Origin of the sequence: Legionella lytica (assembly GCF_023921225.1) — a bacterium.
Lineage (GTDB): Bacteria > Pseudomonadota > Gammaproteobacteria > Legionellales > Legionellaceae > Legionella > Legionella lytica.
This window is the reverse complement of the sequence record NZ_CP071527.1, coordinates 1,749,621-1,762,331: the sequence shown is the minus strand read 5'-3', so window position 1 is coordinate 1,762,331 and position 12,711 is coordinate 1,749,621. Positions and strand designations below refer to the sequence as shown.

Here is a 12,711-nt window from a genome sequence, read left to right as displayed (position 1 = left end):
CCATGTATGGCAACGATTGCTCAATTTGATATTACATATACTCAATTTCTAGATGAACAAGGCAAATTAGCAGGACAAGCCCCTGCTTTTGCCAGTAACCCTGAAGCACTTAAAGAACTCTATCGAGTTATGGTGCTTACTCGAACGTTTGATAAGAAAGCAATTGCATTACAAAGGACAGGTAAAATGGGGACCTACGCCCCAATCAATGGCCAAGAAGCGATTTCTACCGCAATAGGTCATGCGATGAAGCCTGAGGATGTGTTTGTCCCATATTATCGCGATTATGCAGCGCAAATTCAGCGCGGCGTAAAAATGTCTGAAATTCTAACCTATTGGGGTGGTGATGAGCGTGGCAGTGATTTTGCCTGCAAATCTCAAGATTTACCCATCTGTGTACCTATTGCTTCTCAATGCTTGCATGCAACAGGGCTTGCCTTTGCATTCCAATACCGGAATGAGCCAAGAGTAGCGGTAGTATGTATTGGTGAAGGTGGAACTTCAGAAGGTGATTTCTATGAAGCCATTAACGTAGCAGGCACTTGGAAGTTACCCGTAGTTTTTGTAGTAAATAATAATCAATGGGCTATTTCTGTTCCCAGAGACAAACAAACTGGAACAGAAACTATTGCTCAAAAAGCCATAGCCGCCGGATTTTCTGGCGTGCAAATAGATGGTAATGACATTTTAGCAACCCGGCAAGTAATTGGTGATGCTATTGAAAAAGCCCGTCGCGGTGAAGGCCCTACTCTGATTGAAGCCATGTCTTATCGTTTATCCGATCACACCACAGCTGATGATGCGACTCGCTATCAACCTTCTGCTGAAGTTGAACAAGCAAAACCCAAAGAGCCGATTGCTCGCTTCAAAGAATATTTAGTACAGAACAACCTATGGAGTGCTGGGGAAGAAGAACAATTAGTGATGCACTGTGCTGCTGAAGTTGAAAAAGCAGTGGATGAGTACCTGAGTAGAACACCACAACCAATCAGCAGTATATTCGATTATCATTTTGCGGAACTACCTGAATATTTAGTGGAACAACGTGCAATCGCTATGGAGGAAGCATCTAATGCCTGATATTACCTTAATTGAAGCTGTTACTCAGGCCCTAGCTTATGAGTTAGCTCATGATGATAATGTTGTTGTTTTTGGAGAGGACGTTGGTAAGAATGGGGGCGTTTTTCGTGCAACAGCAGGCTTGCAAGAACGATTTGGAGAAAAACGAGTGTTTGACTCACCGCTTGCTGAATCCATGATTGCAGGATTAGCGATTGGTATGTCTCTACAAGGTTTAAAGCCTGTAGCTGAGTTCCAATTTATGGGATTTATTTACCCTGCAATGAATCAGATTATTTCTCATGCTGCGCGCATGCGCAACCGTACTCGTGGACGATTGAGTTGTCCCTTGGTATTTCGTGCCCCGTTTGGTGGTGGAATTAGAGCGCCAGAGCATCATTCAGAAAGCACAGAAGCATTATTTGCACATATTCCAGGCTTGCAAGTAGTAATTCCTTCGTCACCGAAAAGAGCTTATGGCTTATTGCTTGCAGCGATGCGAAATCCTGACCCCGTTATATTCCTAGAGCCTAAACGAATCTATCGTTTAGTTAAACAGCCAGTTGAAGATAATGGAGAAGCATTACCAATTGGCAAATGTTTTACCTTAAAACAAGGCGATGACATCACGCTAGTTACCTGGGGCGCTAGTTTGCATGAAACCCAGCAAGCAGTGAAGCAACTTGAAGAAGAAGGTATTTCATGTGAGCTCATTGATGTTGCAACCATAAAGCCACTAGATATCGACACTATTCTTGCTTCTGTGGAAAAAACAGGACGTTGCGTTATTGTTCATGAAGGGGCAAAAACCTGCGGTGTTGGCGCAGAAATTTCCGCGCTGATTATGGAAAATTTAATGGCAGACCTTATGGCACCGGTTCAACGCGTCACTGGTTATGATACAGTTATGCCCTATTTTCAATTAGAAAAACAATACATCCCAAGTGTTGCACGTATTAAAAACAGTGTTATGAGCATAATGGAGTAATAATGAATATTTTTAATCTACCTGATTTAGGCGAAGGTTTACCTGATGCAGAAATTCATGAATGGTTTGTCAAAGAAGGTGATACAGTTGTAACAGATCAGCCCCTGGTTTCTATGGAAACAGCGAAAGCTGTTGTTGATGTTCCCTGCCCTCAAAGTGGTGTTATTGGTAAATTATTTGGTAAACCAGGCGATGTAATTAAAACAGGTGAACCATTAGTAGCATTTGAATCAAGCACTGCAAAAACAGCTGACAAAGGAACTGTAGTTGGAAACCTAGAAGAAAGTAGCGAAATCAGTGAAGATAATTTTGTTATCGGTATTCAGCATTCTGACAAAGCCCGAATTAAGACAACACCAGCAGTAAAAATGCTTGCTAAAAAATTAGGGATAGATTTAGCTTCCCTAAAAGGTACTGGTGATTTTGGCATGATTACACGTGAAGACGTGCAGGCTCAAGCGGATAAAAACTCCCAGGTTCCGGTAGGATATGAGCCTCTCCGTGGTGTACGACGAGCCATGTTAAACAGCATGGTGCAATCACATGCAGAAGTAGTTCCAGTGAGTATCTTTGATGAAGCAGATATCCATAACTGGAAACCAGGAACAGACATTACTGTGCGTTTAATTCGTGCATTAATTCATGCTGCAGAAAAAGAGCCCGCAATGAATGCCTGGTTTGATACGAAGCATGGAGCCCGCCAATGCTTTAACGAAGTACATCTTGGACTCGCCATGGATAATGATGAAGGCTTATTTGTACCAGTTATTCATGACGCAGCAAAACGTTCTGATGCTGAATTACGTCAAACGATTAATGAGTTTAAAACCTCTGTGGCAAATCGAGAGATTTCTGCCGACAAATTAAAAGGCGCAACCATTACTCTATCTAATTTTGGAAAATTTGCAGGCCGCTTTGCTAGTCCAATCATTGTCCCCCCGATGGTAGCTATCTTAGCAGTAGGACGACTCTACAAGGCTGTTGTTGCAAATGAGAATGGAGCTGTTGAAGTTCATAACATGCTGCCTTTATCACTTAGTTTTGATCACAGAGCGGCAACTGGAGGTGAGGCAACTCGCTTCTTGGGTGCGGTAATTGAGTCATTGAAACAAGCGTAGCAAAAATCGTTTGTAGGCTGGGCTGTTAAGCCCAGCATCGGGAAGTAGCAAAAATTCTGTCAACTGGGCTTACCAGCCCAGCCTACGATATACATTTATCTTACATTCTACCTTTTACTTTTTGAGCAATTTTTTCCTTGCAACCTTGCAGTTCGTTTTGGCTAAAATTAGTATTTGGTAAGGTTTTAGAGCCCATTACAACTGGCATAACACAGTCTTTTACTAAGCCTTTATGTTCCTTTTCACCGCCTTTATGATAGCCATTTTGCATGCATGCTTTTGCAATAGGCATACAGGCATTAGCCCAACCATAAACAGAAACACTAACTAATAAAGTAAACATACCTGCTTTAGCAAGAATCTTGTTCATAATTTAATTCCTTTTAATGAAAGATATCTATTATTTTTTGTACAGTTGCCAATAAAATATAGCACAGTTAATTAAATTTGGTGTACCGCTACTTAAAATGAAATGAGGGTTATCATTGATTACTCTAATCGTATTTTTAAAATATTAGTACGTATGAATATAGGCGCTCTTAACAACTAGAGCTTGTTAAAATTATTAAATAGCTCCGGCACAGGTAAAACTTCGTTGGATAAATTCGGAGCTTGCTCAAAAAAACTATTTTGTTTTATATATATAGGTTTATCTTCTGTATCAATAGATTCATTGATTAAGGGTTTATCCGCTGAAAACCACTCTTTTAGATTTTCCTTTAAGTTATTATAGCCTGCCCAATTAAACCTACATAAAAGTGGGCAGTCATTCGGCCACGTTGACTGAGGCATTGCGAATGAATTTCCCGCCTGGGTTATCATAAGCCTAACGATCTCCATTGAGCCTCTTACATCGTCTGATGAATGTATTGTAAGCGCAGGCCACTTTTCTACGAGCTCACAATATAATTTATCAAACTTTGCCCAACTTTCTGCTGTTAATAAAAACTGACCTTTGGGCAATATTTCTTTTTGCACCTGATTGTTTTTGCATATATCATCGAACTCGTCTAGCTCTTGGAACTCTTTAGACACACGTAGCATGCAAGGAAAACATTGAGACTCCATATAAGTTTCCAAATATTTTTTAGAAATAAAAGTCAACGCATCGTATAAACCCAAGTATTGCAAACCATAACTAACAAAATGAGCGCCATTAAATTTTTTTTCATCAAAATATCTGGTGTGATCACACGCCCATCTATAGCTAAGTAGCTTTTTCAGAACCTCAAGAATAGTTTTATCGTCAGAAAAAAGCGCCACACGTTCGTGATAAATTAAATCATTACTTATATTTCTAGATGTTTCGCAAACAACTTTCCCAGCTGGGGTGAATGATAGAAACCAATTGGCAAATTGAAATCCAAATGTAATTTCTCCGGCCACTTTCAGATTCCGGACAATACGGAAATAGAAACAAATAGAAGAATCCTTGTGTGGTTGTCTATGCTTAGAGGTAAATCCCATATTTTTTATAAACCAATCGAATGGATTATCAGGTTGGCTCGTATTGGTATCTTGTATTAGTTGCACACATTTATCAGCGATTAATAAAACCTCTGGTGTTAACTCTTCTTGGAATTTAGAATCTAACTTACTATCAGAAACTGCTGGAAACATAGAGTGCTCTACCTTATAAATAAAATAAAAATACTTTATTGCAAGCTAATATGGGTTGGTTCAGAGCGTACACGCTGAATGTGTGTTCAGGCTACAGATCATTGAACCAATGTGGTAGATAAACCCTGCTCATTTTGAGGCCCATCCTCCGGCCCTTTTGAAACCTCATCAATAGGAGAGTGATGATGGAAAGGCGGCTCAGTCCGACCTTTAGCCTTATTTTGCGTTACAGATTTGTTTTTCAACAACTCCTGCCAGGGATTGCTTGTAAACTCAAGCTCAGAACCGGCTTCTGCCTTTTCCGCATTATCAGAACTTCGTTGTAACTTATTCATTACATTTCGAGAAAAATCATAGGAATAAAGAGGACTACTCAACAAAGATAAAGTAAGGAAACATACGGATACCGTAGCCGTCATTCCTACTAAAGCCGCAGTAAAAGCAGCATAACGAACCAGCTCGGTTAACGCAACCATAGCTAAAATGAATGCTGCTGCAATCAATTGCAAAGGACGAAAAAATAGTGATACAACATTTACTGGTTCACTCATTGCCATATAAAAAGCCATGAATAAGCGTTTTATACGACCAACGCCATTAATGTAAATGCTATCGTTAATTTTTTTATTATGGCGAGTCAATATCTCTTCGACATGCCGCTCTTTAGCTTGCCCCCAATCATTAAGTAATTCTTGATAATGGGATGCAGTTTCATTTTCCTTTTGAGTAGGAGCATTTTTATAGAGTCCATTATCATCAAGTTCGTTATTTAAAATTAATTCAAAAAGCTGCTCATCGTTTAAACTTTGCAATCCTTGATGGTCTAATTCATTCCATATCGTCTTGGCAATATAATCATCACGTAAAGTAACTAAATACTCTTTTTTATAATGAGCAAATTGTGATAAACGATAGTTATTTAGCTCTTGGGAATAATAATGCCCCACAAAAAGTGGAGTCAGTACATTAGCAAAAAAATCAATAACCGATAATGCTAAATCGACGGTTCTTATCGCAACAAAACCAAGAAAAATGCTGATAATTAATGGGATAAGTATGGTTAAATAAATTGCTTTTGATAAAAAATTAAATGGTTGTGTATAACGCGCTAATTGAGCTGTTAGTGGATTATCTAATGTATACTCTAACAAAGTTCTTAATGCTTTACTCTTAACCAAATTATTAAATAATTGCTTACGATCGTGATATTTCTGGTGAAGACTATTTAATATTTCTCGTGGTTTATCTACCAATTTCAAAAAATTTAAAGTGTTATACAACTCAGGATAAAAGGCCTTGAATTTGTCCGATTGCAAACGAAACGATAACTCATGATAGAATGTATTTTTATCTTCTTTCCCTACTTCAGCATAAGATTTGCTAATATGACGACTAATAAGGGCCCAAACCCTTTTGGGATTTAGTGCTATCCCTTCTTCTTGCATTATTGAAAGATCATTACCAATCGATTCTATTGTATGAACAGCTAACAAATCAGGTGATTTATTCATCAAATACAAACCATTTATCGCAAAATGGTCAAATAGTAACACAAAACAAAATCACGAACAAACAATCCTATAAATAAAAATTATTTTTATTTATACAATAAGTTAACTTAATGCTACTTAACGTACCCGTAAAATTTCAAAATGTACGCGTACGTTTCGTCATTACGGCGCAGACCGCAAAGTGAAATTTCCTCATATAGCTCGGGAAGTGACCTTATAACGACACAGTTAACCTGTCATTAGTCTGTACACTAACACTTGTTTCTTGTACTAGAGTACCTTGAATAGGTGAGCCCATATGAATAGGTTCTACTTCAGAGCTTGACAGGCTGACAGAATCCACAGGCTTATCAAATAATAAATACAATGGAGTTTTATGAACTTCAGTTGCAGATACCTCATGGTCAACAATATCTTTATCCAATAAGTACTCCAATAGAGACACTGAAACATCATAGCTAATAAGAGGTGCATTTAATACCGTAAACACCACATAAGACGAAACCACGTTTGCGGCATCCAGTGCTGCAAAAAACCAATGCTGCGCCAATGAAACTGTTTCTCCTAATACAAGTGCCGTCAATACGAAAGGAGACGTAATTAACAGCATAGCTCGCTGTGATAGGCCCTTATTTACATCAGTTCCTGTTTCATAAAGTGCAAAAAAGGCAGATTTTATTTTATCTATTGAAAATACGGCACTCTTCTTTATTTTTTCATGAACCAGTTCTTCAGCAGTATTAACTGTCGCTTCATTGATGGGCTCAATAGTTAACAGGTAGTCCCAAAACTCTGAATCATCCATGCTATTTATGGCGCTATACAACTCATAATTACTCATTAACATTTCAGATTGTATTGTTATCTTTGATTTGATCAAAAACTGCTTTTTATATTGCAAAAAATTAGCTTCTTTATAAAGCTCAGCCATTTGCTCATATCTATTTTCTGTAATTTTATTTAGCCCATGATTGATAAGGTTATTCGCAGCATTGATAAGCGAACGAGTTATAGTGGAAGCAAGGCTACTTAATACCGCAATCACCCCAGAGGCAAGTAAAGAAACAGCCAATAGGATAATAACTCCCAACTTAATAGGAGCGTTATAGCGCTGTATATTCTTAACTAATGGATTATCTGGTGCACGACGTCTAAGAATATCTAGAGATTGGCTTGGATTACTAAAAACGTCCTTGAAAAAAGTAAAATAAGTTTCAACAGATTCGCCTTTATAGTGTTCATTTAAAATTTTCTGGGGTTCTTCGAGTAGTTCCCGCTCATTTAGATAAACGGCAAGGTTTCTATATTCCAAATCTCTAGAAAACCGATCAGGATGCAATAAATGGGATAACTTTTTATAAAAATCCTGTCTTTGCGATTTTCTACAAGATATATAATCATTATGAATAGTATCGGTTATAATTTGAATTATTTCGTCTTTTGTTAAAGAGGATGCACGTGGAGATTCTAATAATTGATGGGTAAGCTTTTTTAATGTTTGATGAGCTAATCGTTCAACTTGTTTTTTCATATAGAAGATCCTGACGCCAAATTATCTGGCGATAAGACTAACATAAAATACAAATTTAGTACAGGTCAATATATGATTTCGTTCTTATGTTTCTGTTAATCTTGATGCACCAAGGTTCTGCTGCAAGCTAGCCTGCATTTACAGAGCTTGACTAAGACTTGGCTAGTTGATTAAGCACAAAAGCCAGACGACATCCTGCAGTAGCAGTCTGCTTTTGAATCAGGCTTTGTGCCCTTAGCTGGTACTGCTTACTAGGTACTTCCTTGGGATGGATGTGATAAGCCTGATTGGTAGCTAATTCATAAGAGGCTTTAGCCCACTGCCCCGGATCGTTTAAAGTAGAAACCTGATTACAAGGCCATCGCTGTTCTAATAATCGTGCCTTAAACTTAATTTGGCCTATTTTACTGCGTCCAATAAAAAATCCGGCACCATTATCCCAATATTGATGCAAATTAGCGCCAACATAATTGGCACCCAAGGGGAATAAATTGCCACCCAAATCACCTTTAGGTAAGCGATGACTGACTTTAGTTGCTGTATGTAGAGGCTGATGAATATCCCCTACCAAGTGAATCAAAATCAATAATGACAAACGTTTATCAGAAGCACTGGCCCTTTTTGCCGACAGTGCGGCAATCGCATTCTTAATACCCCATACAGCATTGCTCGTCTCAACAGAAGGAAGTGCAGTATCGTCCTCAGCAAATGGAGTATTAATATAATGGAACGTATCGTACCAATGCACATTTTTAAAACGAATCTGATCTAACCAAACAGCCGCAGCAATAAAATTAGCATTAAATGATTTTTTTGAACGTGAATTCAAAATCTTACGACACATTTCCTTTGCTTGTGGCGTCAAATTATTATACGCAACTTGCGCCACAACCTGATGGCCTTGCATATTCCATCCATAAGAATTTAACGCCATCAGACCAAGTATTAATATATATAAAATCCGTTTCATCTGACAATAAACCTTAGCCTAAATATGGAGACCATGCTGGCTCTTGAACATCACCTTCACGTGCTGGTAATTTCATTCGAATACGACCATCAAGAGAAACGATACCTAACACACCTTGCTCCTGGTTATGAGTTGCATACAACACTAACCGTCCATTAGGGGCTACAGATGGAGATTCATCGCGCCCAGAAAAGGTTAAACTTACCACAGGACCGCCACTGGCACTTTGTAGGCCAATATTAAACTGTCGGTCATCGCGATGCAGCATGATGATGTTTTTCATATCTGGAGTGTATGATGCACGAGCATTATAGTTACCATCAAAAGTAACACGACTTACTTGTCCATCAGCTAAAGATAAACGATAGATTTGAGGTGAACCACCGCGACCAGAAGTAAAAAGAATGCTCTTACCATCAGGTGCATAGCGAGGCTCTGTATCAATTGCATCACCAAAGGTGAGCTGTTTCATCGCCCCACTACCCACATCAACACTGTATAGTTTAGGCGTGCCACTTTTTGATAAAACTACTGCTAATTGATTACCATCTGGTGACCAGGCTGGAGCACCGTTAATGCCTGGGAAGCTAGTAATTAATCGACGCTGTCCCGTTTCAACAGACACTGTAAAAATTTGCGCGCGCTTTTTCTCAAAGGATACATACGAAATACTGCGCCCATTTGGTGCCCAAGATGGTGACATAATTGGCTCAGATGAAACCAATAAACTTTGTGGGTTATAGCCATCTGCATCAGCAACTTCTAGTGAATAACGAGATCCACGAGTACTTCTTTGTACAGAAATATACGCGATACGAGTAGAGAAAATTCCTCGCTCACCAGTCAGCTTTTGGTAGACTTCATCACTAATATGATGTGCCAAAGGTCTTAACTGACTCGCAGCAACTTTATAGGTTTTGGTCAATAAAACTGAACCATTAGCTACGGCATCCGACAAGGTAAAACTAACCTCATATTGCCCCCCCACGGGAACAACACGCCCAGTCACCACACTATCAGCTCCTAATTGCTTTAACGTAGCAACGGATGATTGTGCATTAGGACCTTGGGGACCTGAAACAATTTTAAATTGTCCTGAAAAAGTTAAATCATGCTCAACAACTTGGGCTATTTCCTGGGCGCCACGATCAGAGCCAAAAGAATTAATAGCTATTGGTAAAGCTGAGTTAATCCCTTGAGTTAATTCTAAATCAAGAGCGAAAAGCTGTTGCGTAAACAACAAAAGAAATAATGTAGTTATTCGAGTAATCACGAGTTTTATCCTCTAACTTGTTGTGGACGAACGGTTAAACTAATATCGCGGAACATATTAAACGTCGTTGCATCTGTAGGTACAGGAAGTGGTGACGCCTTGCGAATTGCTGTTTGTGCTGAGCGATCAAGAAGTGGATCGCCACTGCTGCGTGTTAAAGTAACTTCCAATACAGCTCCATCTGGAGCTAAACGTATTCTAAACTGGCTGGATAAAGTGCTGTCTACATTTTCAGGTAGAATCCAATTTCTACCGATAGCATTCACAATCAATGCTTTATACTTATCCACCTCTCCTGCAATTCGAGCATCACGTTCCGCATTTTGAGCAGCCGTAGCTTGAGCTTGTCTCTTGCGCTCTGCTTCCGCTTTGGCAAGATCTGATTTTTCTTTAGCTATACGCTCTTTATCAGCAAGCTCTTTTGCCGCTTTAGCATCAGCTTCTGCTTTGGCATTTTCGGCCCTTTGCTTTTCAACCTGCGCTTTTTCGACAAGTTTTTTCTTATTAAGCTCTTCGAGCTTTTTGGTTTCAAGCTTCTGTTGTTTTACCAACTCTTCTTTTTGTTTCTTTAACTCTTCAATGTGTTTGGCTTCCAATGCTTTTTGTTCAGCCATCTGTTTAAGCCGTTTTTTCTCTTCTTCTGCCTGCTTCTTACGAGCAATTGCAATTCTATTAGCTTCTTCTTTCAAGCGTGCAAGCTGTTGCTGCTCTTTGATGCGTTGTTGTTTGGCCGCCTCGAGCTGTCGGTTCAGTTCACGTTGACGATTCTGTTCGGCTCGTTTTTGCTGCTCACGCTCTTGCTTTAAACGATTAACCGTCTCCATCACTTGCTTATTATCAACACTTACCGCTTTAACAACTTCTTGCTGTGGCGGTGGCGTCGCTGCAAGAGGTTGATCGATTCCTGGTTCGTTTTTAGCTTCGGCAGTTAATACTGGACGTTCGCTTGAATTATCAGACAGGAGCATCACGATTAAAAAAAGATGCAAACCAATCGCTATAAAAAAAGCATTACGGTAACTAGGATTTATCATGCTTGCCCCTCTGATTGATTGGGTGTTGTGTCATCAGTCAGTAATCCTACTTGCTCAGCGCCTGCTTGCTTTAATAAAGCCATGGCTTGAACTACTTTACCGTAAGCGACGCCTTGGTCTCCCTTAACTAATACATTTAGCTTCTGATTTGACTGCTTTGCTAATTCTAATTCAGCAGCAACACGAACCGTTAACGCTTGTGGATCAATAGGATCTGCCGGCGTACTGCTGATATTAAGAAAATAAGTACCTTCTTGATTTACTGAAACAATAATCGGCTCTCTATCTGTAGGTGCCAAATTCTGGCTTGCCGCTTTAGGTAGATCAACGGTCACGCCTTGACTCAGCATTGGAGCTGTAATCATAAAAATAACCAGCAGAACTAACATTACGTCAATGTAAGGAACAACGTTAATCTCAGATATGGGACGTTCACGTTTGGTCTTTGCTTTGATCATTTTGAACTTTATCCTCTTACAGTATTATTGTTTTGTTGCTCTATAAGTGATATCAATTCTTCCTGAAACAATTCAAATCGATCCAATAAACCATTAGCACGAGTTGAATATCGGTTGTATGCAATAACTGCAGGTATTGCCGTGAATAATCCTAAAGCCGTTGCAACCAGAGCTTCAGAAATACCTGGAGCAACCATTGCAATGGTCGCCTGTTGTGCATGTCCTAATGCTTGGAAGGAGGTCATAATCCCCCAAACCGTACCAAATAATCCAATGTAAGGTGAAATGGAGCCAACCGAGGCAAAAAACGGTAAATGCTGTTCTAATTTCTCAGCTTCTTTGGCATGACTAATTTGCATTACACGCTGAATAGGTTCTAAAACCACTTGCCCTTGTTTTCTAGCGCGCACAAATTCTTTAAATCCTGCATGAAAAATTGCCGCCATGCCTTGTCGTTCATCGGCATTACTATCAATATCTGCATAAAGGCGGCTCAAATCGCCACTGTCCCAAAATCTTCGGCTAAAGGCTTCGGTCATTTGCTTTTTACGGTTAAAAAACCAGGCTCTTTGAAAAATCAATGTCCAAGAAGTAATGGACGCAACGGCGAGCAACATCATCACTGATTTAACTACTAACCCTGCCTGCATAAAATACATTAATACATTTGCCTGACTACCCATCTTTTTTTGTCTCCGCTACCAAGATCTTTATTTTTAATTAGTTTTCAAAGAACGCCATTGTAATGACGTGCCCTATTATCTTTTATTTACCTGGAAATCGTTTCGGTCTTAAATTTCCGTCAACACAGACTACTTTAATTTGTGCTTTACACAGCAGTTTTTCCTGCTGGCTTTTCATTTCCTGTTCAAATTCAAAACTACAAGCTCCTGACTTTCCTAATTTAGTAGTAATGCTTAACAAGTCATCTAATCGTGCTGGAGCAAGATATCGGATATTAATCTCAGTAATTGCAAAAAGCGTATCAGTTTTTGCTAAATCACTAAGAATTACATTATCTTGACGCAACATTTCAGTTCGAGCACGTTCAAAATAACACAGGTAATTTGCATGATACACAATACCCATATAATCCACGTCTTCGGTATACACACGTATATTATATTGATAAATCGTTTCCTGATTCAT

At 39.2% G+C, this 12,711-nt stretch carries 13 protein-coding genes; 3 read left to right on the top strand and 10 right to left on the bottom strand.

All coding sequences use genetic code 11. The annotated features are described in order from the left end of the window. Positions 1 to 6: 6 nt before the first annotated feature. Genes pdhA through J2N86_RS07820 form a run of 3 tightly spaced genes read left to right on the top strand, consistent with a single transcriptional unit; the run spans position 7 to position 3,165 of the window. A complete protein-coding gene (pdhA, locus tag J2N86_RS07830; protein ID WP_252578807.1) occupies positions 7 to 1,080 on the top strand; it encodes a pyruvate dehydrogenase (acetyl-transferring) E1 component subunit alpha in 1,074 nt (357 codons plus the stop codon). After that, a complete protein-coding gene (locus J2N86_RS07825; RefSeq protein ID WP_252578805.1) occupies positions 1,073 to 2,047 on the top strand; it encodes an alpha-ketoacid dehydrogenase subunit beta in 975 nt (324 codons plus the stop codon). Before pdhA ends, J2N86_RS07825 begins: the two co-directional genes overlap by 8 nt. Positions 2,048 to 2,049: 2 nt before the next feature. Then, positions 2,050 to 3,165: a dihydrolipoamide acetyltransferase family protein gene (locus J2N86_RS07820; RefSeq protein WP_252578803.1), complete on the top strand. Its 1,116-nt coding sequence runs from the start codon at positions 2,050 to 2,052 to the stop codon at positions 3,163 to 3,165. Positions 3,166 to 3,265: 100 nt separating this feature from the next. On the opposite strand, the gene J2N86_RS07815 is transcribed toward J2N86_RS07820, so the two are convergent. From J2N86_RS07815 to J2N86_RS07770, 10 genes are all read right to left on the bottom strand, one after another. Then, positions 3,266 to 3,535 (bottom strand): hypothetical protein, encoded by a 270-nt coding sequence (locus J2N86_RS07815; RefSeq protein ID WP_252578801.1) that lies wholly within the window; start codon positions 3,533 to 3,535, stop codon positions 3,266 to 3,268. 176 nt (positions 3,536 to 3,711) lie between these two features. Next, complete coding sequence (locus tag J2N86_RS07810; RefSeq protein ID WP_252578799.1) at positions 3,712 to 4,785, bottom strand: hypothetical protein; 1,074 nt, start codon at positions 4,783 to 4,785, stop codon at positions 3,712 to 3,714. Between the two features lie 98 nt (positions 4,786 to 4,883). Beyond that, positions 4,884 to 6,296: a hypothetical protein gene (locus J2N86_RS07805; RefSeq protein WP_252578797.1), complete on the bottom strand. Its 1,413-nt coding sequence runs from the start codon at positions 6,294 to 6,296 to the stop codon at positions 4,884 to 4,886. A 214-nt stretch (positions 6,297 to 6,510) separates the two neighbouring features. Continuing rightward, positions 6,511 to 7,827 carry a hypothetical protein gene (locus tag J2N86_RS07800; RefSeq protein WP_252578795.1) on the bottom strand — a complete coding sequence of 439 codons (1,317 nt, stop codon included), beginning with the start codon at positions 7,825 to 7,827 and terminating at the stop codon, positions 6,511 to 6,513. A 151-nt stretch (positions 7,828 to 7,978) separates the two neighbouring features. Next, positions 7,979 to 8,797: a S1/P1 nuclease gene (locus J2N86_RS07795; protein ID WP_252578793.1), complete on the bottom strand. Its 819-nt coding sequence runs from the start codon at positions 8,795 to 8,797 to the stop codon at positions 7,979 to 7,981. A 13-nt stretch (positions 8,798 to 8,810) separates the two neighbouring features. Beyond that, on the bottom strand, positions 8,811 to 10,070 hold the full coding sequence (gene tolB / locus J2N86_RS07790; RefSeq protein WP_252578791.1) for a Tol-Pal system beta propeller repeat protein TolB: 1,260 nt from the start codon (positions 10,068 to 10,070) through the stop codon (positions 8,811 to 8,813). A gap of 5 nt (positions 10,071 to 10,075) precedes the next feature. Then, positions 10,076 to 11,104: a cell envelope integrity protein TolA gene (tolA, locus tag J2N86_RS07785; protein WP_252578789.1), complete on the bottom strand. Its 1,029-nt coding sequence runs from the start codon at positions 11,102 to 11,104 to the stop codon at positions 10,076 to 10,078. Next, positions 11,101 to 11,562: a protein TolR gene (tolR, locus tag J2N86_RS07780; protein WP_252578787.1), complete on the bottom strand. Its 462-nt coding sequence runs from the start codon at positions 11,560 to 11,562 to the stop codon at positions 11,101 to 11,103. Before tolR ends, tolA begins: the two co-directional genes overlap by 4 nt. Before the next feature lie 8 nt (positions 11,563 to 11,570). Next, entirely contained in the window at positions 11,571 to 12,245 is a 675-nt protein-coding gene (gene tolQ, locus J2N86_RS07775) for a protein TolQ (protein ID WP_252578785.1), read from the bottom strand. A gap of 82 nt (positions 12,246 to 12,327) precedes the next feature. After that, the gene (locus J2N86_RS07770) at positions 12,328 to 12,711 is read right to left on the bottom strand and encodes a YbgC/FadM family acyl-CoA thioesterase (protein WP_252578783.1); all 384 of its coding nucleotides are present in this window, start codon (positions 12,709 to 12,711) and stop codon (positions 12,328 to 12,330) included.

Coding starts and splice junctions, on each gene's coding strand:
- pdhA (WP_252578807.1), top strand. CDS start 7: ATGGCAACGATTGCTCAATTTGATATTACATATACTCAATTTCTAGAT.
- J2N86_RS07825 (WP_252578805.1), top strand. CDS start 1,073: ATGCCTGATATTACCTTAATTGAAGCTGTTACTCAGGCCCTAGCTTAT.
- J2N86_RS07820 (WP_252578803.1), top strand. CDS start 2,050: ATGAATATTTTTAATCTACCTGATTTAGGCGAAGGTTTACCTGATGCA.
- J2N86_RS07815 (WP_252578801.1), bottom strand. CDS start 3,535: ATGAACAAGATTCTTGCTAAAGCAGGTATGTTTACTTTATTAGTTAGT.
- J2N86_RS07810 (WP_252578799.1), bottom strand. CDS start 4,785: ATGTTTCCAGCAGTTTCTGATAGTAAGTTAGATTCTAAATTCCAAGAA.
- J2N86_RS07805 (WP_252578797.1), bottom strand. CDS start 6,296: ATGAATAAATCACCTGATTTGTTAGCTGTTCATACAATAGAATCGATT.
- J2N86_RS07800 (WP_252578795.1), bottom strand. CDS start 7,827: ATGAAAAAACAAGTTGAACGATTAGCTCATCAAACATTAAAAAAGCTT.
- J2N86_RS07795 (WP_252578793.1), bottom strand. CDS start 8,797: ATGAAACGGATTTTATATATATTAATACTTGGTCTGATGGCGTTAAAT.
- tolA (WP_252578789.1), bottom strand. CDS start 11,104: ATGATAAATCCTAGTTACCGTAATGCTTTTTTTATAGCGATTGGTTTG.
- tolR (WP_252578787.1), bottom strand. CDS start 11,562: ATGATCAAAGCAAAGACCAAACGTGAACGTCCCATATCTGAGATTAAC.
- tolQ (WP_252578785.1), bottom strand. CDS start 12,245: ATGGGTAGTCAGGCAAATGTATTAATGTATTTTATGCAGGCAGGGTTA.
- J2N86_RS07770 (WP_252578783.1), bottom strand. CDS start 12,711: ATGAATCAGGAAACGATTTATCAATATAATATACGTGTGTATACCGAA.